Below are 25,353 nucleotides of genomic sequence, written 5' to 3' on the forward strand. Positions count from 1 at the left end.
CAAAAGAAAACCGGCCAGCCCGCAAGGACTGGCCGGTTTTCTCGTGCCGCTTACATGTGCTTGATCAAGGCCTCACCAAAACCGGAGCTGCTGACCAGGGTCGCGCCGTCCATCAGGCGCTCGAAGTCATAGGTCACGGTCTTGGCGGCGATGGCGCCGTTGGTACCCTTGATGATCAGGTCGGCCGCCTCGGTCCAGCCCAGGTGGCGCAGCATCATCTCGGCCGAGAGAATCACCGAACCAGGGTTGACCTGGTCCTTGCCGGCGTATTTCGGCGCAGTGCCGTGGGTAGCCTCGAACATTGCCACAGTGTCGGACAGGTTGGCGCCCGGAGCGATACCGATGCCGCCGACTTCCGCCGCCAGGGCGTCGGACAGGTAGTCACCGTTGAGGTTGAGGGTGGCGATCACGTCGTATTCGGCCGGGCGCAGCAGGATCTGCTGGAGCATGGCGTCGGCGATGGCGTCCTTGACGATGACTTCACGGCCGGTTTTCGGGTTTTTGAACTTCATCCACGGGCCACCATCGAGCAGCTCGGCGCCGAATTCGTTCTTGGCCACTTCGTAGCCCCAGTCCTTGAAGGCACCTTCGGTGAACTTCATGATGTTGCCCTTGTGCACAATGGTCAGCGACTTGCGGTCGTTGTCCACCACGTATTGCAGGGCCTTGCGCACCAGGCGCTGGGTGCCTTCCTTGGAGACCGGCTTGATGCCGATGCCGCAATCCTGGTCGAAACGGATCTTGGTGACGCCCATTTCTTCTTTGAGGAACTTGATGACCTTGGTCGCCTCGGGCGAACCGGCCTTCCATTCGATACCGGCATAGATGTCTTCGGAGTTTTCGCGAAAGATCACCATGTCGACGTCACCCGGCTTTTTCACCGGGCTGGGCACGCCCTGGAACCACACCACCGGGCGCAGGCAGACATACAGGTCCAGTTGCTGGCGCAGGGCCACGTTGAGGGAGCGGATACCGCCACCGACCGGGGTGGTCAGCGGGCCCTTGATGGAGACGACGTAGTCCTTGACCGCATCGAGGGTTTCCTGGGGCAGCCAGGTGTCCTGGTCGTATACCTGGGTGGCTTTTTCACCGGCGTAGACTTCCATCCAGGAAATCTTGCGCTTGCCCCCATAGGCTTTCTCTACAGCAGCATCAACCACTTTGATCATGACGGGGCTTACATCTACGCCAATGCCGTCGCCTTCGATGAACGGGATGATCGGATTATCAGGAACATTGAGAGAATGGTCCGCATTGACGGTGATTTTGTCGCCGACTGCCGGAACCTTGATTTTCTGGTATCCCATGCTGCACTCCGTTTTTTTTGGTGTGGTTCGTCATCTGGATCCCCTGAGCGTACCCCAGTTGAACGGCAACGGGAACCTCGTGCGCAAATGCCCTGCAATGGGGCAGCAACGCCTACATCTTTGGTCTAAAAAAGCCCCTGCGACGGGTTGATCTTGATCAATACGACCAAGGCTTTGGTATACTCGCCCGGTGACCAAAGGGTCACTGGGGGCGAACCGTCTGAAACGAGACCTGCGGCCCCGACAAGACTGGGCTGTTACCGCAGTTCAGCCGTTTGACACTCGACTGATGCAATCCACCATCACCGCCCAGAATCTTCGACCTTCTGCTCATGGATGTGTCTGAGCGAAGCGCCTACCCTGCGCACCTCGAGATTCTGCGCACGCTCAGCAAAACAGAGAGTTAACCCGAATATGCCCACCCGATCCAAGATCATCTACACCTTCACCGACGAAGCCCCCGCCCTCGCCACCTATTCACTGCTCCCCGTCATCGAAGCCTTCACCGCTTCTGCCGACATCGCCGTAGAAACCCGGGACATCTCTCTGGCCGGCCGCATCCTTTCTGCCTTCCCTGAACAGCTCGGCGCCGACAAGCAAGTGGCCGACCACCTGGCAGAACTGGGCCAACTGGCAACCACGCCAGAAGCCAACATCATCAAGCTGCCGAACATCAGCGCCTCGGTTCCGCAACTGAAGGCCGCGATCAAGGAACTGCAAGCCAAGGGCTTCAACATTCCTGATTACCCTGAAGCCGCCGCCAGCGATGCCGAGAAAGAAGCCAAGGCGCGCTACGACCGCATCAAGGGCAGTGCCGTCAACCCGGTCCTGCGTGAAGGCAACTCCGACCGCCGCGCACCGCTGTCGGTCAAAAACTACGCACGCAAGCACCCGCACAAGATGGGCGCCTGGGCAGCCGACTCCAAGTCCCACGTGGCGCACATGAGCCAGGGCGACTTCTACGGCAGCGAGAAAGCCGCGCTGATCGAAGCCGATGACAGCCTGCGCATCGAACTGCTGGACAAGAATGGCAACACCACCGTTCTGAAAGAAAAAACCGCGGTCAAGGCCGGCGAAATCGTCGACTGCGCGGTCATGAGCACCAAGGCGCTGCGTAAATTCATCGCCGCCGAGATCGAAGACGCCAAAGCCAAGGGCGTCCTGCTGTCGGTCCACCTGAAAGCGACCATGATGAAGGTCTCCGACCCGATCATGTTCGGCCAGATCGTTGCCGAGTACTACCAGGACGCGCTGAACAAGCACGCCGACGTACTGGCGCAGATCGGCTTCAACCTGAACAACGGTATCGGCGACCTGTACGCCCGTATCAAGGCCCTGCCAGCCGAGCAACAGGCGCAGATCGAAGCTGACGTCAAAGCCGTCTACGACGTTCGCCCGGCCCTGGCCATGGTCAACTCCGACAAGGGCATCACCAACCTGCACGTGCCGAGCGACGTTATCGTCGACGCCTCGATGCCGGCGATGATCCGTGACTCGGGCAAGATGTGGAACACCGAAGGCCAGCTGCAAGACACCAAGGCGGTGATTCCGGACCGTTGCTACGCCACCATCTACCAGGCCGTTATCGAAGACTGCAAGCAACACGGCGCCTTCGATCCGACCACCATGGGCAGCGTGCCGAACGTTGGCCTGATGGCGCAGAAAGCCGAAGAGTACGGCTCCCACGACAAGACCTTCCAGGCCAAGGCCGACGGCGTGATCCGCGTGGTTGACGGCAAGGGCAACCTGCTGCTGTCCCAGGACGTCGAAGCCGGCGACATCTTCCGCATGTGCCAGACCAAAGACGCGCCGATCCAGGACTGGGTCAAGCTGGCCGTCAACCGTGCCCGCGCCAGCAACACCCCGGCGCTGTTCTGGCTTGACCCGCAGCGTGCCCACGACGGCGTGCTGATCGAGAAGGTCCAGCAGTACCTGAAAGACCACGACACCGCAGGCCTGGACATCCGTGTCCTGTCGCCTGTCGAGGCCATGAAGGTTTCCCTGCAGCGCATCCGTGCTGGCCAGGACACCATCTCGGTCACCGGCAACGTGCTGCGCGACTACCTGACCGACCTGTTCCCGATCATGGAGCTGGGCACCAGCGCCAAGATGCTGTCGATCGTACCGCTGATGAACAACGGCGGCCTGTTCGAAACCGGCGCCGGCGGCTCGGCTCCAAAGCACGTACAGCAACTGGTTGAAGAAAACTTCCTGCGCTGGGATTCGCTGGGTGAGTTCCTGGCCCTGGCCGCCTCCCTGGAGCACCTGGGCAACGCCTACGCCAACCCGAAAGCCAAGGTACTGGCGGCGACCCTGGACCAGGCCACCGGCCAGTTCCTGGACACCAACAAGTCCCCGGCGCGCAAGGTTGGTGGTATCGACAACCGCGGCAGCCACTTCTACCTGACCCTGTACTGGGCCCAGGCCCTGGCCGCCCAGAGCGACGACGCCGCCCTGCAAGCGCGCTTCGCCCCACTGGCAAAAGCCCTGGCCGAGAACGAAGCGACCATCGTCGCCGAGCTCAACGCCGTCCAGGGCAAGCCGGCTGACATCGGTGGTTACTACTACCCGGATGCCGAGCTGACCAGCAAGGTGATGCGCCCGAGCCAGACCTTCAACAGCGCGATTGCCGCGCTGTAAGCTTGAAGGAATGAAAAAACCCCGGCCACGCACCGGGGTTTTTTAGCTTTAAGTATCAAGCTACAAGCTACAAGAAAGTGCCTTGCGCGCTCGGCTTTTACTTGTAGCTTGCAGCTTGAAACTTCCAACTTAGGGAGAGAATCGACCGTGCGCCCCCACATCACCGTCGCCACCATTATCGAAGACCAGGGCCGCTTCCTCATGGTCGAGGAATTCAAGGCCGGCAAGCACGTCTTCAACCAACCCGCCGGCCACCTGGAGGCCAACGAGAGCCTGCTCGACGCCGCCCGCCGCGAAACCCTCGAAGAAACCGCCTGGGAGGTCGAGCTGACCGGCGTGGTCGGCATCTACCTGTACACCGCCCCCAGCAACGGCGTGACCTACCAGCGCATCTGCTTCGCCGCCCGGGCGCTCAAGCACCACCCCGAGCGGGCCCTGGACAGCGACATCGTGCGCGCCGTGTGGCTGAGCCGCGAGGAGCTGCTGGCCGACCCCGAGCGCTGGCGCAGCGAACTGGTGCCCCGTTGCATCGACGATTACCTGGCCGGCCCGCTGCACAGCCTGGCGCTGATTCGCGACTGACAGCAACGATGCCTTGAAGGCCGCAGCCTGATAGAATCGTTGTCTTTTTCCAGATACACAGCCGGTACCTATGACCAGTCCAGCACTTTACGAACCCGAAAAGACACGCGTTATCGTCGGCATGTCCGGCGGCGTGGACTCTTCCGTCTCCGCCCTCCTGCTGATGGAGCAGGGCTACCAGGTGGAAGGCCTGTTCATGAAGAACTGGGAAGAGGACGACGGCACCGAATACTGCACCGCCCGCGAAGACCTGGCCGATGCCCAGGCCGTGTGCGACCGCATCGGCATCAAGCTGCATACCGCCAACTTCGCCGCCGAATACTGGGATAACGTCTTCGAGCACTTCCTGGCCGAATACAAGGCCGGACGCACGCCAAACCCGGACATCCTCTGCAACCGCGAAATCAAGTTCAAGGCCTTCCTCGACTACGCGCTGATGCTCGGTGCCGACCTGATCGCCACCGGTCACTACGTGCGCCGCCGCGACACCGATGGCCGTACCGAACTGCTCAAGGGCCTGGACCCGAACAAGGACCAGAGCTACTTCCTGCACGCCGTCGGCGGCAAGGAAATCGCCCGCACGCTGTTCCCGGTCGGCGAGCTGGAAAAACCCGAAGTGCGTGCCATCGCCGAGAAACACGGCCTGGCCACGGCCAAGAAGAAAGACTCCACCGGCATCTGCTTTATCGGCGAGCGGCGCTTCAGCGACTTCCTCAAGCAGTACCTACCCGCGCAGCCGGGCGAGATCCAGACCACCGACGGCGAAGTCATCGGTCGTCACCATGGCCTGATGTACCACACCATTGGCCAGCGCCAGGGCCTGGGCATCGGCGGCCTGAAAGACGCCGGCGACGAGCCGTGGTACGTACTGGAAAAAGACCTGACCCGCAACGTGCTGGTGGTCGGCCAGGGCAACGAACACCCCTGGCTGTTCTCCCGCGCCCTGCTCGCTTCAGAAATTTTCTGGGTCAACCCGATTGACCTTTCCAGCCCACGGCGCCTGACCGCCAAGGTGCGCTACCGCCAGAGCGACCAGCACTGCACCCTGGAGCAAACCCCGGGCGGCTACCGCGCGGTGTTCGACGAGCCGCAGCGGGCCGTGACCCCAGGCCAGTCGGTGGTGTTCTATGACGGCGAAATCTGCCTCGGCGGCGGCGTGATCGAAACCGCCGAGCCGTGGAGCGCGCGCGCATGAATGCCATGCAAGAGCAGTTGATCGCCCTGGGCGGCGTGTTCCAGGCTGCGGTACTGGTCGACCGTATCGCCCGCACCGGCCAGGCCAGCGAGGCCAACCTTGGCTGCATGCTGGGCAGCCTGCTGGTACGCGACCCCAAGGACACCCTGGAGGTGTTCGGCGGTGACGACCTGAACCTGCGCGACGGCTACCGCGCCCTGGCCAGCGCCCTGGAGCGCGACCCCGGCAGCCTGCAGCGCGAGCCGCTGCGCTATGCCCTGTCGATGCTGGGCCTTGAGCGCCAGCTGGCCAAGCGCGGCGACATGCTTGACGTGATTGGCAACCGCCTGCCGCAAATCCAGTCCCAGGCCGAGCATTTCGGCCTGGTGCATGAAAATGTCATCGCTTCCAGCGGCGCCCTGTACCAGGACACCCTGAGCACCCTGCGCCAGCGCATCCAGGTGCACGGCGACATGCGCCACCTGCAGCAGCCCAGCAACGCCTCGAAGATTCGCGCCCTGCTGCTTGCCGGCATCCGCGCCGCGCGCCTGTGGCGGCAGCTCGGCGGGCATCGCTGGCAGCTGGTGATCAGCCGGCGCAAACTGCTCAAAGAGCTGTATCCGATGTTGCGTGGCTGATAAAGCCATCGCGGGTCAAGCCCGCTCCCACAGTTGAACGAAGGTTGCTGTGGGAGCGGGCTTGACCCGCGAAAAAGCCAAAGAATTACCGGCAGACCATTTGTCAGCCACCCGACCCGGGCGCGTTTTTCATGTATGATATGCGCCCTTTTCAAAGCCTGACTGTCCGAGAACACCCCATGCAGCTTTCCTCGCTCACTGCGGTTTCCCCTGTTGACGGCCGCTACGCCGGCAAAACCCAGGCCCTGCGCCCTATTTTCAGCGAATACGGCCTGATCCGTTTCCGCGCCCTGGTCGAGGTTCGCTGGCTCCAGCGCCTGGCCGCCCACCCGCAAATCGCCGAGGTTCCGGCTTTTTCCGCCGAAGCCAACGCCCTGCTCAACGGCCTGGCCGATGAGTTCGCCCTCGAGCACGCCGAGCGCGTCAAAGAGATCGAGCGCACCACCAACCACGACGTCAAGGCCATCGAGTACCTGCTCAAGGAGCAGGCTGCCAAGCTGCCGGAGCTGGCCAAGGTCAGTGAATTCATCCACTTCGCCTGCACCAGCGAGGACATCAACAACCTGTCCCACGCCCTGATGCTGCGCGAAGGCCGCGACAGCGTGCTGCTGCCGCTGATGCGCCAGATCGCCCAGGCCATCCGCGAGCTGGCCCACCGCTTCGCCGACGTGCCGATGCTGTCGCGCACCCACGGCCAACCGGCTTCGCCGACCACCCTGGGTAAAGAGCTGGCCAACGTCGTCTACCGTCTGGAGCGCCAGATCGCTCAGGTTGCCGCCGTGCCGCTGCTGGGCAAGATCAACGGCGCCGTGGGCAACTACAACGCCCACCTGTCGGCCTACCCGCAAATCGACTGGGAAGCCAACGCCCGCGCTTTCATCGAAGACGAGCTGGGCCTGGTGTTCAACCCCTACACCACGCAGATCGAGCCGCACGACTACATCGCCGAGCTGTTCGACGCGATCGCCCGCTTCAACACCATCCTGATCGACTTCGACCGCGACGTCTGGGGCTACATCTCCCTGGGCTACTTCAAGCAGCGCACCATCGCTGGCGAAATCGGCTCCTCGACCATGCCGCACAAGGTCAACCCGATCGACTTCGAAAACTCCGAAGGCAACCTGGGTATCGCCAACGCCCTGTTCCAGCACCTGGCCAGCAAGCTGCCGGTGTCGCGCTGGCAGCGTGACCTGACCGACTCCACCGTGCTGCGCAACCTGGGCGTCGGTTTCGCCCACAGCGTGATCGCCTACGAGGCCAGCCTCAAAGGCATCAGCAAGCTGGAAATCAACCAAGCGCGTATCGCCGAAGACCTCGACGCCTGCTGGGAAGTGCTCGCCGAGCCGATCCAGACCGTCATGCGCCGCTACAACATCGAGAACCCCTACGAGAAGCTCAAGGAGCTGACCCGTGGCAAAGGCATCAGCCCCGAAGCGCTGCTGACCTTCATCGATGGCCTGGACATGCCTGCAGAGGCTCGCAGCGAGCTGAAGAAGCTGACGCCAGCCTCCTACATCGGTAATGCCGCGGCTCAAGCCAAACGCGTCTGATCTGCGCCCTGCGCGTAAACGCCCGGCTCAGCCGGGCGTTTTTATTACCGAAAGAAAATTACTTTTTTTCAATAGGTTACACATGAATCCTGATACTCCTCTGCAGCTTCTGGGCGGCCTCACTGCCCGCGAATTCATGCGCGACTACTGGCAGAAGAAACCCCTGCTGGTGCGCCAGGCCTTCCCGGACTTCGAAAGCCCGATCGATGCCGACGAACTGGCCGGCCTGGCCCTGGAAGAAGAAGTCGAATCGCGCCTGGTCATCGAGCATGGCGAGCGCCCTTGGGAGCTGCGCCGCGGCCCGTTCGAAGAAGACGCCTTCAGCACCCTGCCCGAGCGCGACTGGACCCTGCTGGTGCAAGCGGTCGATCAGTTCGTGCCGGAAGTCGGCGAGCTGCTCGAGCACTTTCGCTTCCTGCCAAGCTGGCGCATCGACGATGTGATGATCAGCTACGCCGCGCCCGGCGGCAGCGTCGGCCCGCACTTCGACAACTACGACGTGTTCCTGCTGCAAGGCCAGGGCAAGCGCAACTGGAAGATCGGCCAGATGTGCGACAGCGACAGCCCGCTGCTGGAGCACGCCGACCTGCGCATCCTGGCTGAATTCGAGCAGAGCGAGGAGTGGTCCCTGGAGCCCGGCGACATGCTCTACCTGCCACCGCGCCTGGCCCACTACGGCATTGCCGAAGATGACTGCCTGACCTACTCGGTAGGTTTCCGCGCCCCGGGCGCCGCTGAAGTGCTGACCCACTTCACCGACTTCCTCAGCCAGTTCCTGCCTGACGAAGAGCGCTACACCGACGCCGATGCCGAGCCGGTCAGCGACCCGCACCAGATCCAGCACGATGCCCTCGACCGCCTGAAGAAGCTGCTCACCGAACACATGGGTGACGAGCGCCTGCTGCTGACCTGGTTCGGCCAGTTCATGACCGAGCCGCGTTATCCGGAGCTGGTCAGCGGCGAGCCGCTGGACGAAGCCGACCTGATCGAGAGCCTGGCCGAAGGCGCGATCCTGATCCGCAACCCGAGCGCGCGCCTGGCCTGGTCGGAAGTCGATGACAACCTGCTGCTGTTCGCCAGCGGCCAGAGCCGCCTGCTGCCGGGCGAGCTGCGCGAGCTGCTGAAGCTGATCTGCGCCGCCGACGCGTTGCACATTGAAAACCTTGAGCAGTGGCTTGAAAACGATCAAGGCATTACCTTGATCTGCGAACTGGTCAAACAAGGAAGCCTGGGGTTCGCCAATGAATAAGATTCGCGTCCGTCTCGCCGACTGGCAAAAAGACAACGCTGACATCCGCCGTATTCGTGAAGCCGTGTTCATCGCCGAACAGAACGTGCCGCCGGAGTTGGAGTGGGATGCCGACGACAACACCGCCGTGCATTTCCTCGCCATGGAAGGTGACTACGCCATCGGCACCGCGCGCCTGCTGCCTGACGGCCAGATCGGCCGGGTTTCGGTGCTCAAGGACTGGCGCGGGCTGAAGGTCGGTGACGCGCTGATGCAGGCGGTCATCGTCGAAGCACAGAACCGCGACCTCAAACAGCAGATGCTCAGCGCCCAGGTGCATGCCACGCCGTTCTACGAGCGCCTTGGCTTCAAGGTGGTCAGCGAAGAGTTCCTCGAGGCGGGCATTCCGCACGTGGACATGGTGCGCGAGTCGCGCGAGCTGGCCTAAAAGCATCGCGGGTCAAGCCCGCTCCCACAGTGGGAGCGGGCTTGACCCGCGATGAGGGCGGCAAAACCCCAACAAATTTGCCATCATGTCCGTTCCACCCGCGGAGATCATGGACATGCCGCTACGCCCCCTTCTCGCCTCCCTGCTTCTGTCGTTCAGCCTGAGTGCGCTGGCCGCCACCGAAGTCCTGCCGCTGAGTCACCGCACCAGCGCTGAAATCCTCCCCACCGCGCAAGCCTTCATCGGCAAGGACGGCAGCGTCAGCGCCTTTGAAAACAAACTGATCGTCAACGCCGAACCCGAACGCATCGACGACCTGCGCACCCTGCTGCAGCAACTGGACACCGCGCCGCGCAGGCTTCTGATCAGCGTCGACAACAACGACAGCAACTTCCAGGACAACCGCGGCAATGCCCGGGTCATCCGCTACGGCACCGCCAACCGCGAAGGCGGCCTGCAACAGGTGCAAGCCAGCGAAGGCAGCCCGGCGCTGATCCAGGTCGGCCAGAGCATCCCGATCACCAGCACCAGTACCGATGGCTACGGCCGGGTGCAGAGCGACACCGAATACCGCAACGTCACCCAGGGCTTCTACGTCACCGCCAGCGTTACTGGCGACACCGTGCACCTGAACATCAGTACCAACAATGACCGGATGAGCCAGGAACGTCCTGATGTAGTGAAGGTGCAAAGTACCGACACAAAAGTCAGCGGCAAGCTCGGTGAGTGGATCACCTTGGCCGGGGTCAACCAGCAGAGTCAGTCCGAACGCAGTGCTTCAGCGCTCAGTTACAGCACCCAGCGCGGTGAAAACATGACATTGCGGGTAAAAGTCGACGCTTTGGACTGAACCCAGACAAATCAAGGCCTCGACCAAAGGCCTCGAAACTGACTGAGGAGTCGCATTAGACGAAAGATGTAGTGGTGATAAAAAACCACTACAAAACATTTGACGACCCCGAACCGCCGAGGCATGATGGCCCCGCTCCCGCTAATCAGAGGCCCTGGCAAGGGCTTTCGAGCCGCGCTCTAACCTACCCACCTGAGCCGACTCGTGTCTGTACCGCCCACAAGGCAGTTTGACGAGATTGCGACTGGAACGAAGTTGTCCCGAGGGACGGAAGCGCATCAAAAGGTACCCGGCAGCACTGTTCACTGCAGTTCGGCAACCACGAGCCACCCTGCAGCGAAAACCTCGCCCACCTGCTCACTTCCCCCTTCGAGCCCCATCGTTCGACCGTCGCATATTTCGCCCATACTGACCTTTGCCAGGCTTCTGATCTGCGCAGTAGAGAGCGAGAATTTTTACCCAAGACCGATGCGACGAGGTTTATTTCCATGGCACTGACACGCGAACAGCAAATTGCAGCCCTCGAAAAAGACTGGGCCGAGAACCCGCGCTGGAAAGGCGTGACCCGTACCTACACCGCCGCTGATGTCGTTCGTCTGCGTGGCTCGATCCAGCCTGAGCACACCCTGGCCCGTCTGGGTGCCGAGAAGCTGTGGAAGCTGGTCACCCAGGGCGCACACCCGTCCTTCCGTCCAGAAAAAGATTTCGTCAACTGCATGGGCGCCCTGACCGGCGGCCAGGCGGTACAACAGGTCAAAGCCGGTATCCAGGCCATCTACCTGTCCGGCTGGCAAGTGGCTGCCGACAACAACTCGGCCGAATCCATGTACCCGGACCAGTCGCTGTACCCGGTGGACTCGGTGCCAACCGTGGTCAAGCGCATCAACAACTCGTTCCGTCGCGCTGACCAGATCCAGTGGAAAGCCGGCAAGAACCCGGGCGACGAAGGCTACATCGACTACTTCGCGCCGATCGTGGCTGACGCCGAAGCCGGTTTCGGTGGCGTACTGAACGCCTACGAGCTGATGAAGAACATGATCGAAGCAGGCGCCGCCGGCGTGCACTTCGAAGACCAGCTGGCCTCGGTGAAAAAATGCGGCCACATGGGCGGCAAGGTACTGGTTCCTACCCAGGAAGCCGTACAGAAGCTGAGCGCTGCCCGTCTGGCGGCCGACGTTGCCGGCGTACCGACCATCATCCTGGCCCGTACCGACGCCAACGCCGCTGACCTCTTGACCAGCGACTGCGACCCGTACGACCAGCCGTTCGTGGTTGGCGAGCGTACCCAGGAAGGCTTCTACAAAGTTCGTGCCGGCCTCGATCAAGCCATCGCCCGCGGCCTGGCCTACGCGCCATACGCCGACCTGATCTGGTGTGAAACCGCCAAGCCGGACCTGGACGAAGCCCGCCGCTTCGCCGAAGCGATCAAGAAGGAATACCCGGACCAGATCCTGTCGTACAACTGCTCGCCTTCCTTCAACTGGAAGAAGAACCTGGACGACGCCACCATCGCCAAGTTCCAGCGCGAACTGTCGGCCATGGGCTACAAGCACCAGTTCATCACCCTGGCCGGTATCCACAACATGTGGCACGGCATGTTCAACCTGGCGCACGACTACGCCCGCAACGACATGACCGCCTACGTCAAGCTGCAAGAGCAAGAGTTCGCTGACGCCTCGAAAGGCTACACCTTCGTCGCCCACCAGCAGGAAGTCGGCACCGGCTACTTCGACGACATGACCACCGTGATCCAGGGTGGCAAGTCTTCGGTAACCGCACTGACCGGTTCGACTGAAGAAGAGCAGTTCCACTGATCGCTGATCGGTTGCTGACATTCGGGTAACACGCAAGACCCGGGGCCTGTGATGGGGCCCCGGGTTTTGTTTTTTGTGGGAGCGGGCTTGCCCCGCGATAGCGATGTTGCTGATTGACCGCTATCGCGGGTCAAGCCCGCTCCTACAGGCTATGCTAGGTGCACAACAACACCAAGGATCGGCCATGTCCCGCCCTGTCACCCTGCTCTGCCTGGCCCTGCTCGGCGCAGCCTTCTATATATATGCACTGGCCAGCGCCAATGCGCTGCTGGGGCTGGCGGTCAAGCCGATCCCGGTGCTGGCGCTGATCTACTGGCTCAGCACCGCAGAACCCACCCCCTACCGGCGCTGGATCATCATCGGCCTGGGCTTTTCCTTGCTCGGCGACATCCTTCTGGCCGTACCGGGCGACCTGTTTGTGTTTGGCCTGGCGGCCTTTCTCTGCGCGCACCTGGCCTACCTGCGCGGCTACCTGGGTGAGAACCGCCAGCTGGCGCCCGCAGCCCTGCTCGGTTCGGCGATTGTCGGCGCGTTACTGCTGGGGCTGCTGATCAGCTCAGGCCTGGGTGAACTGCTGATACCGGTCACCGTGTACGCCCTGGCCATCAGCGCCATGCTCTGGCGCGCCCTGGCCTGTGGCGGCCTGGCAGCGCTGGGCGCGGTGTCTTTCGTGTTTTCCGACAGCCTGATCGGTATCGACAGCTTCGTCAGCCCGTTCGGCGCCGCCCAGTACCTGATCATCATTGCCTACTGGCTGGGACAATGGGCGATTGCCGCCTCGGCCTACACCAGGCAATCGGCAAAAGCCTTGACCCAGAGCGCGGCGGGGCAAGAAAAAACAGGTTAAAACACAGGGTGTGGAAACTTGCGGGTGACGACCATGTTGCACAACTTTGTAGTTGACTCGAACAGTAGGACTAATCGCACCGCTTCAAATGATATTTATTATCATTACGAAGTTGCTGGTTCATTACGTTTTGCAAGAAACATAATTAACAGAACCCGGGGCAATGCCCGGCCTGCGTGGCCTGCAGCCTGTTACGAAAGATTTTTGTTCTTAATCTTACGAATAAATTTGCTGCAGAAATTTTACTTGCACCGGGTTTACCCATAAAATCAGCGCGATAGATTCCGCTGCGACATATCGTCACTGCTCTACTTCTTTTCAAGCCGCAGAGACTGGTCTCTGTATAAGGATTTTCAGCATGCCCGATTCGACAGGACTCATCGCCCACAACTGGGGCTTTGCCATTTTCCTTTTGGGTGTCGTAGGCCTGTGTGCCTTCATGCTCGGTCTGTCCGCCCTGCTCGGCAGCAAGGCCTGGGGCCGCAGCAAGAACGAACCCTTCGAGTCCGGCATGCTGCCCACTGGCGGCGCCCGCTTGCGCCTGTCAGCCAAATTCTATCTGGTCGCGATGCTGTTCGTGATCTTCGATATCGAAGCCCTCTTTCTCTTTGCATGGTCTGTGTCCGTCCGCGAAAGCGGCTGGACCGGATTCGTCGAAGCACTCGTTTTCATAGCAATTCTGTTGGCAGGTCTTGTCTACCTATGGCGCGTCGGGGCACTTGATTGGGCTCCCGAAGGTCGTCGCAAGCGGCAAGCGAAGCTGAAACAATGAGGCTTTGGCAATGCAATACAATCTCACCAGAATCGACCCGGATGCTCCCAACGAGCAATATCCAATCGGAGAGCGGGAAACCGTCTCCGATTCGCTGCTAGAGGACCAGGTCCACAAGAACATCTTCATGGGCAAACTTGAAGATGTGCTCAGTGGCGCGGTCAACTGGGGGCGTAAGAACTCCCTGTGGCCGTACAACTTCGGCCTCTCCTGCTGCTACGTGGAAATGACCACGGCCTTCACGGCGCCCCACGACATCGCCCGCTTCGGCGCCGAAGTCATCCGGGCATCGCCGCGTCAGGCCGACTTCATGGTCATCGCCGGCACCTGCTTCATCAAGATGGCGCCGATCATTCAGCGCCTGTACGAGCAGATGCTCGAACCCAAATGGGTCATCTCCATGGGTTCGTGCGCCAACTCCGGTGGCATGTACGACATTTACTCGGTCGTTCAGGGGGTCGACAAGTTCCTCCCCGTGGATGTCTACGTGCCTGGCTGCCCGCCTCGCCCTGAAGCCTTCCTGCAAGGCCTGATGCTGTTGCAGGAGTCGATTGGCCAGGAGCGTCGTCCTCTTTCCTGGGTTGTCGGTGATCAAGGCATTTACCGTGCCGAGATGCCGTCGCAGAAAGAGCAACGCCGTGAACAGCGCATCCAGGTCACCAACCTGCGCAGCCCCGACGAAGTCTGATCCAGCGACCTGTTGCCTGCGCATGCGCGACAGGCAGCCTGGCTTCATTCTCTACGTTGACCGAAAGCGACCGAGACCATGACAGCGGACACCGCTATTTATATCCCGCCTTACAAGGCTGACGACCAGGATGTGGTCGTCGAACTGAACAACAAATTCGGCCCCGAAGCGTTCGTCGCCCAGGAAACCCGCACCGGCATGCCGGTGCTTTGGGTTACCCGCGAAAAACTCAAGGACGTGCTGAGTTTCCTGCGCCACGTCGCCAAGCCGTACAGCATGCTCTACGACCTGCACGGCGTCGACGAGCGCCTGCGCACCCAGCGCCGCGGCCTGCCGGGCGCCGACTTCAGTGTGTTCTACCACCTGCTGTCGGTGGAGCGGAACAGCGACGTGATGATCAAGGTGGCCTTGCGCGAAGGCGACCTGAACCTGCCCACCGTCACCGGCATCTGGCCCAACGCCAACTGGTACGAGCGTGAAGTCTGGGACATGTTCGGCATCGACTTTGCCGGCCACCCGCACCTGACCCGGATCATGATGCCGCCGACCTGGGAAGGTCACCCGCTGCGCAAGGACTACCCTGCGCGCGCCACCGAGTTCGATCCGTACAGCCTGACCCTGGCCAAGCAGCAGCTTGAGGAAGAAGCCGCGCGCTTCAATCCTGAGGCCTGGGGCATGAAGCGTTCCGGCGCCAACGAGGACTACATGTTCCTCAACCTCGGCCCGAACCACCCTTCGGCCCACGGTGCCTTCCGTATCGTCCTGCAGCTGGACGGCGAAGAGATCGTCGACTGCGTCCCGGACATCGGCTACCACCACCGTGGCGCCGAGAAGATGGCCGAGCGCCAGTCCTGGCACAGCTTCATCCCCTACACCGACCGTATCGACTACCTCGGCGGGGTGATGAACAACCTGCCGTACGTGCTGGCGGTAGAGAAGCTGGCCGGTATCCAGGTGCCGCAGAAGGTCGACGTGATCCGCATCATGCTCGCCGAGTTCTTCCGCATCACCAGCCACCTGCTGTTCCTGGGTACCTACATCCAGGACGTCGGCGCCATGACCCCGGTGTTCTTCACCTTCACCGACCGTCAGCGCGCCTACACCGTGATCGAAGCCATCACCGGCTTCCGTCTGCACCCGGCCTGGTACCGCATCGGCGGCGTTGCCCACGACCTGCCGCGCGGCTGGGAAAAGCTGGTGAAAGACTTCGTCGACTGGCTGCCCAAGCGCCTCGACGAATACACCAAGGCCGCCCTGCAGAACAGCATCCTCAAGGGCCGGACCATCGGCGTTGCCCAGTACAACACCAAAGAGGCCCTGGAATGGGGCGTCACCGGTGCCGGCCTGCGCTCCACCGGTCTGGACTTCGACCTGCGCAAGGCCCGCCCTTACTCCGGCTATGAGAACTTCGAGTTCGAAGTGCCGCTGGCCCACAACGGCGATGCCTACGATCGCTGCATGGTCCGTGTCGAGGAGATGCGCCAGAGTATCCGCATCATCGACCAGTGCCTGCGCAACATGCCGGAAGGCCCGTACAAGGCGGATCACCCGCTGACCACGCCGCCACCGAAAGAGCGCACCCTGCAGCACATCGAAACCCTGATCACTCACTTCCTGCAGGTTTCGTGGGGCCCGGTGATGCCGGCCAACGAGTCCTTCCAGATGATCGAGGCGACCAAGGGCATCAACAGTTACTACCTGACGAGCGACGGCGGCACCATGAGCTACCGCACCCGGATCCGTACCCCGAGCTACCCGCACCTGCAGCAGATCCCTTCGGTGATCCGCGGCAGCATGGTCGCGGACCTCATTGCGTACCTGGGCAGTATCGACTTCGTTATGGCTGACGTGGACCGCTAAGCATGAACAGCACGCTTATCCAAACCGACCGTTTCGCCCTGAGCGAAACCGAGCGCTCGGCCATCGAGCACGAGATGCATCACTACGAGGACCCGCGCGCGGCGTCCATCGAAGCCCTGAAGATCGTCCAGAAGGAACGCGGCTGGGTGCCGGACGGCGCCATCTACGCCATCGGCGAAGTGCTCGGCATTCCTGCCAGCGACGTCGAAGGTGTGGCTACTTTCTATAGCCAGATCTTCCGTCAACCGGTTGGCCGGCACATCATCCGCGTCTGCGACAGCATGGTCTGCTACATCGGCGGTCACGAGTCGGTGGTCAGCCAGATCCAGAGCGAGCTGGGCATTGGCCTCGGCCAGACCACCGCAGACGGGCGCTTCACCCTGCTGCCGGTATGCTGCCTGGGTAACTGCGACAAGGCCCCGGCGCTGATGATCGACGACGACACCTTTGGCGACGTGCAGCCTGCTGGCGTCTCCAAACTGCTGGAGGGTTACGTATGACCATCACTTCCTTCGGCCCGGCCAACCGCATTGCGCGTTCGGCTGAAACCCATCCGCTGACCTGGCGCCTGCGTGACGACGGCGAGCCGCTGTGGCTCGACGAGTACCAGGCCAAGGACGGCTACGCCGCCGCCCGCAAGGCCCTGGCGCAAATGTCCCAGGACGATATCGTCCAGACCGTAAAAGATTCCGGCCTCAAGGGCCGTGGCGGTGCGGGCTTCCCCACCGGCGTCAAATGGGGCCTGATGCCCAAAGACGAATCCATGAACATCCGCTACCTGCTGTGCAACGCGGACGAAATGGAGCCCAACACCTGGAAAGACCGCATGCTGATGGAGCAACAGCCCCATCTGCTGATCGAAGGCATGCTGATCAGCGCCCGCGCGCTGAAGGCCTACCGCGGCTACATCTTCCTGCGTGGCGAATACACCACCGCAGCGCGCAACCTCACCCGTGCGGTCGAGGAAGCCAAGGCTGCCGGCCTTTTGGGCAAGAACATCCTCGGCAGCGGCTTCGACTTCGAGCTGTTCGTCCACACCGGTGCCGGGCGCTACATCTGCGGTGAAGAAACCGCTCTGATCAACTCCCTCGAAGGCCGCCGCGCCAACCCGCGCTCCAAGCCGCCCTTCCCTGCCGCCGTTGGCGTGTGGGGCAAGCCGACCTGCGTGAACAACGTCGAGACCCTGTGCAACGTGCCGGCCATCGTCGGCAACGGCATCGACTGGTACAAGTCGCTGGCCCGCGAAGGCAGCGAAGACCACGGCACCAAGCTGATGGGCTTCTCCGGCAAGGTCAAGAACCCGGGCCTGTGGGAGCTGCCGTTCGGCGTCCCGGCCCGCGAGCTGTTCGAAGACTACGCCGGCGGCATGCGCGATGGCTTCAAGCTCAAGTGCTGGCAGCCAGGCGGCGCCGGTACCGGTTTCCTGCTGCCCGAGCACCTGGACGCGCAAATGTACGCCGGTGGCATCGCCAAGGTCGGCACCCGCATGGGTACCGGCCTGGCCATGGCCGTGGACGACAGCGTCAACATGGTCTCGCTGCTGCGCAACATGGAAGAGTTCTTCGCCCGTGAATCCTGTGGCTTCTGCACCCCGTGCCGCGACGGCCTGCCGTGGAGCGTCAAGCTCCTGCGCGCCCTCGAGAAAGGCCAGGGCCAGCAGGGCGACATCGAGACCCTGCTGGGTCTGGTCGGTTTCCTCGGCCCAGGCAAGACCTTCTGTGCCCACGCACCGGGCGCCGTTGAGCCGCTGGGTAGCGCGATCAAGTACTTCCGCCCTGAGTTCGAGGCTGGCATTGCCGCCCAGGCACCGGCTGCTGCCGCTGCCGGCCTGCGCCCGGACCTGGCGAAGCCGATCGTCGTCGGCGCATAACGAATAACAACGCGGGCGGTCCGTGCCGCCCGCTGCCTGCCCAGCTCGCCCGGGGACACCTGTCGCGGGCTGCAGGCACACAGATTTCCATTAGCCACGCCCGCAGACGCGGGCCAACGAAGAACTTTGAACCATGGCCACTATCCACGTAGACGGCAAAGAGCTCGAAGTCAACGGCGCAGACAACCTGTTACAGGCGTGTCTGTCGCTCGGCCTCGACATCCCCTATTTCTGCTGGCACCCGGCGCTCGGTAGCGTCGGTGCCTGCCGCCAGTGCGCGGTCAAGCAGTACACCGACGAGAACGACACCCGTGGTCGCATCGTCATGTCCTGCATGACCCCTGCCACCGATGGCAGCTGGATTTCCATCGAAGACGAAGAAGCCAAGGTATTCCGTGCCAGCGTCGTCGAATGGCTGATGACCAACCACCCGCACGACTGCCCGGTCTGTGAGGAAGGCGGTCACTGCCACCTGCAAGACATGACGGTAATGACCGGCCACAACGAGCGCCGCTACCGTTTCACCAAGCGTACCCACCAGAACCAGGAGCTCGGCCCGTTCATCGCCCACGAGATGAACCGCTGCATCGCCTGCTACCGTTGCGTGCGTTACTACAAGGACTACGCCGGCGGTACCGACCTGGGCGTATTCGGTGCCCACGACAACGTCTACTTCGGTCGCGTTGAAGATGGCACCCTCGAGAGCGAGTTCTCCGGCAACCTCACCGAGGTCTGCCCGACCGGTGTGTTCACCGACAAGACCCACTCCGAGCGCTACAACCGCAAATGGGACATGCAGTTCGCCCCGAGCATCTGCCATGGCTGCTCCAGCGGTTGCAACATCAGCCCGGGTGAGCGCTACGGCGAACTGCGCCGGATCGAAAACCGCTTCAACGGTTCGGTCAACCAGTACTTCCTCTGCGACCGTGGCCGTTTCGGCTATGGCTACGTCAACCGTGAAGACCGTCCACGTCAGCCACTGCTGGCCGACGGCACCAAGCTGAGCCTGGATGCCGCCCTGGACAAGGCCGCGGACATGCTGCGTGGGCGCAATATCGTCGGTATCGGTTCGCCGCGTGCCAGCCTTGAAAGCAACTACGGCCTGCGTGAGCTGGTCGGCGCCGAGCACTTCTACTCGGGTATGGAAGCCGCTGAGCTGGCCCGCGTACGCCTGGCCCTGCAAGTGCTCAACGACAGCCCGCTGCCAGTGCCGACCCTGCGCGACATGGAAGACCATGACGCGGTGTTCGTCCTCGGCGAAGACCTGACCCAGACCGCTGCCCGCGTGGCCCTGGCCCTGCGCCAGTCGGTCAAGGGCAAGGCCGAAGCCATGGCCGATGCCATGCGCGTTCAGCCGTGGCTCGATGCCGCGGTGAAGAACATCGGCCAGCACGCCATGTACCCGCTGTTTATCGCAAGCCTGGCCGAAACCAAGCTCGATGACGTCGCCGAAGAGTGCGTGCACGCCGCGCCGGACGACCTCGCCCGCATCGGTTTCGCCGTGGCTCACGCCATCGACCCGAGCGCGCCAGCCGTTGACGGCCTGGACGCCGAAGCCCTGGCCCTGGCCAAGCGCATCGCCGACGCCCTGGTGGCCGCCAACCGTCCGCTGGTGGTTGCCGGTACCTCGCTGGCCTCCAACGCCCTGATCGAAGCCGCGGCCAACATCGCCAAGGCCCTCAAGCTGCGCGAGAAGAACGGCTCGCTGAGCCTGGTGGTGCCCGAGGCCAACAGCCTGGGCCTGGCCATGCTCGGTGGCGAGTCGATCGATGCCGCGCTGGATGCGGTGATCGAAGGCAAGGCCGACGCCATTGTCGTGCTCGAAAATGACCTGTACAGCCGCGTTGCCGCGGCCAAGGTCGACGCTGCCCTGGCCGCCGCCAAGGTGGTCATCGTTGCCGATCACCAGAAGACCGCCACCACCGACCGCGCCCACCTGGTGCTGCCGGCGGCGACCTTCGCCGAAGGCGACGGCACCCTGGTCAGCCTGGAAGGCCGCGCCCAGCGTTTCTTCCAGGTGTTCGACCCAACCTACCTGGACAGCAGCATCCTGGTTCACGAAGGCTGGCGCTGGATGCACGCCCTGCGTGCCACCCTGCTCAACAAGCCGGTCGACTGGACCCAGCTGGACCACGTCACCAGCGCCTGCGCCGCGGTCGCGCCGCAACTGTCCGGCATCGTCAACGCCGCACCGTCCGCGTCGTTCCGCATCAAGGGCATGAAGCTTGCGCGTGAGCCGCTGCGCTACTCCGGCCGTACCGCCATGCGCGCCAACATCAGCGTGCACGAGCCGCGTACCCCGCAAGACAAGGACACCGCGTTCGCCTTCTCCATGGAAGGTTACTCGGGTTCGGCCGAGCCGCGCTCGCAAGTGCCGTTCGCCTGGTCGCCGGGCTGGAACTCGCCGCAAGCCTGGAACAAGTTCCAGGACGAGGTCGGTGGTCACCTGCGCGCAGGCGACCCGGGCACCCGCCTGATCGAAACCCAGGGCGACAAGCTCAACTGGTTCGCCAGCGTTCCGGCAGCTTTCGCTCCGGCCCGTGGCACCTGGCAAGCGGTGCCGTTCTACCACCTGTTCGGCAGCGAAGAGAACTCCTCGCGCGCCGCCCCGGTGCAAGAGCGCATCCCAGAAGCCTACGTGGCCCTGGCCAAGTCCGAAGCCGACCGCCTGGGTGTCAACGACGGCGCCCTGCTCAGCCTCAACGTCGCCGGCGTTGCCCTGCGTCTGCCGCTGCGCATCAATGAAGAACTGGGCGCAGGCCTGGTTGCCCTGCCGAAAGGCCTGGCCGGCATTCCGCCAGCCATCTTCGGTGCATCCGTCGAAGGCCTGCAGGAGGCAGCACAATGACCTGGTTCACCCCTGAAGTGATCGATGTGATCATCACCGTCATCAAGGCCATCGTGGTCTTGCTGGCCGTGGTGGTCTGCGGTGCGCTGCTCAGCTTCGTCGAGCGGCGCCTGCTGGGCTGGTGGCAGGACCGCTACGGTCCGAACCGCGTCGGCCCGTTCGGCATGTTCCAGATCGCTGCCGACATGCTCAAGATGTTCTTCAAGGAAGACTGGAACCCGCCCTTCGTCGACAAGGTGATCTTCACCCTGGCGCCGGTGGTGGCCATGAGCGCCTTGCTTATCGCCTTCGCGATCATCCCGATCACCCCGACCTGGGGTGTTGCGGACCTGAACATCGGCCTGCTGTTCTTCTTCGCCATGGCCGGCCTTTCGGTATACGCGGTACTGTTCGCCGGCTGGTCATCGAACAACAAGTACGCCCTGCTCGGCAGCCTGCGGGCCTCGGCCCAGACCGTGTCGTACGAAGTGTTCATGGGCCTGGCGCTGATGGGCATCGTTGCCCAGGTCGGCTCGTTCAACATGCGCGATATCGTTGACTACCAGGCCCAGAACCTGTGGTTCATCATTCCGCAGTTCTTCGGCTTCTGCACCTTCTTCATCGCTGGCGTCGCCGTGACTCACCGTCACCCGTTCGACCAGCCGGAAGCGGAACAGGAACTGGCCGACGGTTACCACATTGAATATGCCGGCATGAAATGGGGCATGTTCTTCGTCGGTGAGTACATCGGCATCATCCTGATCTCGGCGCTGCTGGTAACCCTGTTCTTCGGTGGCTGGCACGGACCGTTCGGCATCCTGCCGCAACTGTCGTTCGTCTGGTTCGCCCTGAAGACCGCGTTCTTCATCATGCTGTTCATCCTGCTGCGCGCCTCTATTCCGCGCCCGCGCTATGACCAGGTGATGGACTTCAGCTGGAAGTTCTGCCTGCCGCTGACCCTGATCAATTTGCTGGTGACCGCTGCGCTCGTGTTGCTCAACACGCCAGCTGTTGCGGCCCAGTGAGGATTTGACCCATGTTCAAATATATTGGCGACATCGTTAAGGGCACTGGCACCCAGCTGCGCAGCCTGGTGATGGTGTTCTCTCACGGTTTTCGCAAACGTGACACCCTGCAGTACCCCGAAGAGCCGGTCTACCTGCCGCCACGCTACCGTGGCCGCATCGTCCTGACCCGCGACCCGGATGGCGAAGAGCGCTGTGTAGCGTGCAACCTGTGTGCCGTGGCTTGCCCGGTCGGTTGCATCTCGCTGCAGAAAGCCGAAACAGAAGACGGTCGTTGGTACCCGGAGTTCTTCCGCATCAACTTCTCCCGTTGCATTTTCTGCGGCCTCTGCGAGGAAGCCTGCCCGACCACCGCGATCCAGCTCACCCCGGATTTCGAGATGGCCGAGTTCAAACGTCAGGACCTGGTGTACGAGAAAGAAGATCTGCTGATCTCCGGCCCCGGCAAGAACCCTGACTACAACTTCTACCGTGTTGCAGGTATGGCTGTTGCCGGCAAGCCGAAAGGCGCCGCGCAGAACGAAGCCGAGCCGATCAACGTGAAGAGCTTGCTCCCTTAAGGAAGAAAGATGGAATTCGCTTTCTATTTCGCATCCGGTGTCGCTGTGGTGTCCACCCTTCGGGTGATCACCAACACCAACCCCGTGCACGCCCTGCTCTACCTGATCATTTCGCTGATCTCCGTGGCGATGACCTTCTTCGCCCTCGGCGCTCCGTTCGCCGGTGTCCTGGAAGTGATCGCCTACGCTGGCGCCATCATGGTGCTGTTCGTCTTCGTGGTGATGATGCTCAACCTCGGGCCGGCTTCGGTCGCCCAGGAACGCGGCTGGCTCAAGCCGGGCATCTGGCTCGGCCCGGTGGTGCTTGGCGCACTGCTGCTGGTCGAACTGCTGTACGTGCTGTTCGCCAGCGAAAGCGGCGCCGGCATCGGCCACACCACGGTTGACGCCAAGGCCGTCGGCATCAGCCTGTTCGGCCCTTACCTGCTGGTGGTGGAACTGGCCTCGATGCTGCTGCTCGCCGCAGCGGTGACGGCTTTCCACCTCGGCCGCAACGAGGCGAAGGAGTAATCACATGCCAGCAATTCCTCTCGAACATGGCCTGGCCGTCGCCGGCATCCTGTTCTGCCTCGGCCTTGTCGGCCTGATGGTGCGCCGCAATATTCTTTTCGTGTTGATGAGCCTGGAAATCATGATGAACGCCTCGGCACTGGCTTTCATCGTCGCCGGCAGCCGCTGGGCGCAACCGGATGGACAGATCATGTTCATCCTGGTGATCAGCCTGGCAGCGGCCGAGGCCAGTATCGGCCTGGCGATCCTGTTGCAGCTGTATCGCCGCTTCCACACTCTCGATATCGATGCTGCCAGTGAGATGCGCGGATGAACCTTCTCTTTCTGACGTTCGTATTCCCCCTGATCGGCTTCCTGCTGCTGTCGTTCTCGCGCGGCCGCTGGTCCGAGAACCTGTCGGCGCTGGTTGGCGTCGGTTCGGTGGGCCTCTCGGCCATCGTCGCCGCCTACGTGATCTGGCAGTTCAATGTCGCCCCGCCTGCAGGCGGCGCGTACAGCCAGCTGCTCTGGCAGTGGATGTCGGTGGACGGCTTTGCGCCGAACTTCACCCTGTACCTGGACGGCCTGTCGGTGACCATGCTTGGCGTGGTGGTCGGCGTCGGCTTCCTGATCCACCTGTTCGCCTCCTGGTACATGCGCGGTGAAGCCGGTTACTCGCGCTTCTTCGCCTACACCAACCTGTTCATTGCCAGCATGCTGTTCCTGATCCTGGGCGACAACCTGCTGTTCATCTACTTCGGTTGGGAAGGCGTGGGCCTGTGTTCGTACCTGTTGATCGGTTTCTACTACAGCAACCGCAACAACGGTAACGCCGCACTCAAAGCCTTCATCGTCACCCGAATCGGCGACGTGTTCATGGCCATCGGCCTGTTCATCCTGTTCCAGCAACTGGGCACCCTGAACGTTCAGGAACTGCTGGTGCTGGCCCCGCAGAAATTCCAGGCGGGTGATTTCTGGATGGTCCTGGCAACCCTGATGCTGCTCGGTGGCGCGGTCGGTAAATCGGCCCAACTGCCGCTGCAGACCTGGCTTGCCGACGCGATGGCCGGCCCTACCCCGGTTTCGGCACTGATCCACGCGGCAACCATGGTGACCGCGGGCGTTTACCTGATTGCCCGTACCCACGGCCTGTTCGCCCTGGCCCCTGACGTGCTGCACCTGGTCGGTGTGGTCGGCGGCGTGACCCTGGTGCTGGCCGGCTTTGCCGCCCTGGTGCAGACCGACATCAAGCGCATCCTCGCCTACTCGACCATGAGCCAGATCGGCTACATGTTCCTGGCCCTGGGCGTTGGTGCCTGGGAAGGCGCGATCTTCCACCTGATGACCCACGCCTTCTTCAAGGCCCTGCTGTTCCTTGCTTCCGGTGCGGTGATCGTTGCCTGCCACCACGAGCAGAACATCTTCAAGATGGGCGGCCTGTGGAAGAAACTGCCACTGGCCTACGCCAGCTTCATCGTCGGTGGTGCCGCCCTGGCTGCCCTGCCGCTGCTGACCGCCGGCTTCTACTCGAAAGACGAGATCCTCTGGGAAGCCTTCGCCAGCGGCAACAACGGTCTGCTGTACGCCGGCCTGGTCGGTGCCTTCATGACCTCGCTGTACACCTTCCGCCTGATCTTCATCGCCTTCCACGGCGAAGCCAAGACCGAAGCTCACGCCGGCCACGGGATTTCCCACTGGCTGCCGCTGGGCGTGCTGATCGTGCTGTCGACCTTCGTCGGTGCCTGGATTCATCCACCGCTGGCGGGCGTGCTGCCGCAGAGCGTCGGCCATGCCGGCGGCGAAGCCAAGCACAGCCTGGAAATCGCCTCGGGCGCCATCGCCATCGCCGGTATCCTGCTGGCGGCGATGCTGTTCCTGGGCAAGCGTCGCCTGGTTACCGCGATTGCCAACAGCGGCATCGGTCGTGTGCTGTCGGCCTGGTGGTTCGCCGCCTGGGGCTTCGACTGGATCTACGACAAGCTGTTCGTCAAACCTTACCTGCTGATCAGCCACATCCTGCGCAAGGATCCGGTTGACCGCAGCATTGGCCTGATTCCGCGTATGGCGAAGGGCGGTCATGCCGCCATGAGCAAAACCGAAACCGGTCAGCTGCGCTGGTACACCGCTTCGATCGCCGTAGGTGCCGTGCTTGTGCTCGGTGCCGTTGTTATGGCTGCGGTCTGA

The 25,353-nt window shown here is 62.4% G+C and carries 22 protein-coding genes; 21 read left to right on the top strand and 1 reads right to left on the bottom strand.

The features are described from left to right. Nucleotides 1-50: 50 nt before the first annotated feature. Entirely contained in the window at nt 51-1,307 is a 1,257-nt protein-coding gene (gene icd / locus ACIOVF_RS24410; protein ID WP_045201398.1) for an NADP-dependent isocitrate dehydrogenase, read from the bottom strand. Between the two features lie 414 nt (nt 1,308-1,721). On the opposite strand from icd, the gene ACIOVF_RS24415 reads away from it, so the two are divergent. From ACIOVF_RS24415 to nuoL, 21 genes are all read left to right on the top strand, one after another. Beyond that, a complete protein-coding gene (locus tag ACIOVF_RS24415) occupies nt 1,722-3,947 on the top strand; it encodes an NADP-dependent isocitrate dehydrogenase (protein ID WP_045201397.1) in 2,226 nt (741 codons plus the stop codon). A gap of 147 nt (nt 3,948-4,094) precedes the next feature. After that, complete coding sequence (locus ACIOVF_RS24420) at nt 4,095-4,529, top strand: NUDIX hydrolase (protein WP_082075505.1); 435 nt, start codon at nt 4,095-4,097, stop codon at nt 4,527-4,529. A gap of 70 nt (nt 4,530-4,599) precedes the next feature. Next, nucleotides 4,600-5,724, top strand: coding sequence for a tRNA 2-thiouridine(34) synthase MnmA (gene mnmA / locus ACIOVF_RS24425; protein WP_045201396.1), 1,125 nt, complete (start codon nt 4,600-4,602; stop codon nt 5,722-5,724). Further along, nucleotides 5,721-6,341 carry a high frequency lysogenization protein HflD gene (hflD, locus tag ACIOVF_RS24430; protein WP_045201395.1) on the top strand — a complete coding sequence of 207 codons (621 nt, stop codon included), beginning with the start codon at nt 5,721-5,723 and terminating at the stop codon, nt 6,339-6,341. The genes mnmA and hflD overlap by 4 nt, the downstream gene beginning before the upstream one ends. A gap of 179 nt (nt 6,342-6,520) precedes the next feature. Then, nucleotides 6,521-7,891, top strand: coding sequence for an adenylosuccinate lyase (purB, locus tag ACIOVF_RS24435; protein WP_010226761.1), 1,371 nt, complete (start codon nt 6,521-6,523; stop codon nt 7,889-7,891). A gap of 82 nt (nt 7,892-7,973) precedes the next feature. Further along, nucleotides 7,974-9,140 (top strand): cupin domain-containing protein, encoded by a 1,167-nt coding sequence (locus tag ACIOVF_RS24440; RefSeq protein WP_045201394.1) that lies wholly within the window; start codon nt 7,974-7,976, stop codon nt 9,138-9,140. Next, entirely contained in the window at nt 9,133-9,567 is a 435-nt protein-coding gene (locus tag ACIOVF_RS24445; protein WP_038996039.1) for a GNAT family N-acetyltransferase, read from the top strand. Before ACIOVF_RS24440 ends, ACIOVF_RS24445 begins: the two co-directional genes overlap by 8 nt. Before the next feature lie 85 nt (nt 9,568-9,652). Then, nucleotides 9,653-10,417: a secretin N-terminal domain-containing protein gene (locus tag ACIOVF_RS24450; RefSeq protein WP_082075504.1), complete on the top strand. Its 765-nt coding sequence runs from the start codon at nt 9,653-9,655 to the stop codon at nt 10,415-10,417. 488 nt (nt 10,418-10,905) lie between these two features. Then, nucleotides 10,906-12,231, top strand: coding sequence for an isocitrate lyase (gene aceA / locus ACIOVF_RS24455; protein ID WP_038996041.1), 1,326 nt, complete (start codon nt 10,906-10,908; stop codon nt 12,229-12,231). A 184-nt stretch (nt 12,232-12,415) separates the two neighbouring features. Next, entirely contained in the window at nt 12,416-13,078 is a 663-nt protein-coding gene (locus ACIOVF_RS24460) for a lysoplasmalogenase (RefSeq protein ID WP_401293141.1), read from the top strand. Between the two features lie 358 nt (nt 13,079-13,436). After that, nucleotides 13,437-13,850: an NADH-quinone oxidoreductase subunit A gene (locus ACIOVF_RS24465; protein ID WP_010220397.1), complete on the top strand. Its 414-nt coding sequence runs from the start codon at nt 13,437-13,439 to the stop codon at nt 13,848-13,850. 10 nt (nt 13,851-13,860) lie between these two features. After that, complete coding sequence (locus ACIOVF_RS24470) at nt 13,861-14,538, top strand: NADH-quinone oxidoreductase subunit B (RefSeq protein WP_010220398.1); 678 nt, start codon at nt 13,861-13,863, stop codon at nt 14,536-14,538. A 78-nt stretch (nt 14,539-14,616) separates the two neighbouring features. After that, nucleotides 14,617-16,398: an NADH-quinone oxidoreductase subunit C/D gene (gene nuoC, locus ACIOVF_RS24475; RefSeq protein WP_093384915.1), complete on the top strand. Its 1,782-nt coding sequence runs from the start codon at nt 14,617-14,619 to the stop codon at nt 16,396-16,398. A 2-nt stretch (nt 16,399-16,400) separates the two neighbouring features. Continuing rightward, nucleotides 16,401-16,898 (top strand): NADH-quinone oxidoreductase subunit NuoE, encoded by a 498-nt coding sequence (gene nuoE, locus ACIOVF_RS24480; RefSeq protein ID WP_012313767.1) that lies wholly within the window; start codon nt 16,401-16,403, stop codon nt 16,896-16,898. Then, nucleotides 16,895-18,268, top strand: coding sequence for an NADH-quinone oxidoreductase subunit NuoF (gene nuoF / locus ACIOVF_RS24485; RefSeq protein ID WP_045201391.1), 1,374 nt, complete (start codon nt 16,895-16,897; stop codon nt 18,266-18,268). The genes nuoE and nuoF overlap by 4 nt, the downstream gene beginning before the upstream one ends. 133 nt (nt 18,269-18,401) lie before the next feature. Further along, nucleotides 18,402-21,116 carry an NADH-quinone oxidoreductase subunit NuoG gene (nuoG, locus tag ACIOVF_RS24490; protein WP_258716731.1) on the top strand — a complete coding sequence of 905 codons (2,715 nt, stop codon included), beginning with the start codon at nt 18,402-18,404 and terminating at the stop codon, nt 21,114-21,116. After that, nucleotides 21,113-22,120: an NADH-quinone oxidoreductase subunit NuoH gene (gene nuoH, locus ACIOVF_RS24495; protein WP_038996049.1), complete on the top strand. Its 1,008-nt coding sequence runs from the start codon at nt 21,113-21,115 to the stop codon at nt 22,118-22,120. The genes nuoG and nuoH overlap by 4 nt, the downstream gene beginning before the upstream one ends. 11 nt (nt 22,121-22,131) lie before the next feature. Next, complete coding sequence (gene nuoI, locus ACIOVF_RS24500; RefSeq protein ID WP_009400993.1) at nt 22,132-22,680, top strand: NADH-quinone oxidoreductase subunit NuoI; 549 nt, start codon at nt 22,132-22,134, stop codon at nt 22,678-22,680. Between the two features lie 9 nt (nt 22,681-22,689). Continuing rightward, the gene (gene nuoJ, locus ACIOVF_RS24505) at nt 22,690-23,190 is read left to right on the top strand and encodes an NADH-quinone oxidoreductase subunit J (protein WP_038996050.1); all 501 of its coding nucleotides are present in this window, start codon (nt 22,690-22,692) and stop codon (nt 23,188-23,190) included. 4 nt (nt 23,191-23,194) lie between these two features. Further along, the gene (gene nuoK / locus ACIOVF_RS24510) at nt 23,195-23,503 is read left to right on the top strand and encodes an NADH-quinone oxidoreductase subunit NuoK (protein WP_028944232.1); all 309 of its coding nucleotides are present in this window, start codon (nt 23,195-23,197) and stop codon (nt 23,501-23,503) included. Further along, nucleotides 23,500-25,353: an NADH-quinone oxidoreductase subunit L gene (gene nuoL / locus ACIOVF_RS24515; RefSeq protein WP_038996051.1), complete on the top strand. Its 1,854-nt coding sequence runs from the start codon at nt 23,500-23,502 to the stop codon at nt 25,351-25,353. Before nuoK ends, nuoL begins: the two co-directional genes overlap by 4 nt.

Source organism: Pseudomonas sp. NPDC087612, assembly GCF_044743505.1.
Taxonomy (GTDB): Bacteria; Pseudomonadota; Gammaproteobacteria; order Pseudomonadales; family Pseudomonadaceae; genus Aquipseudomonas.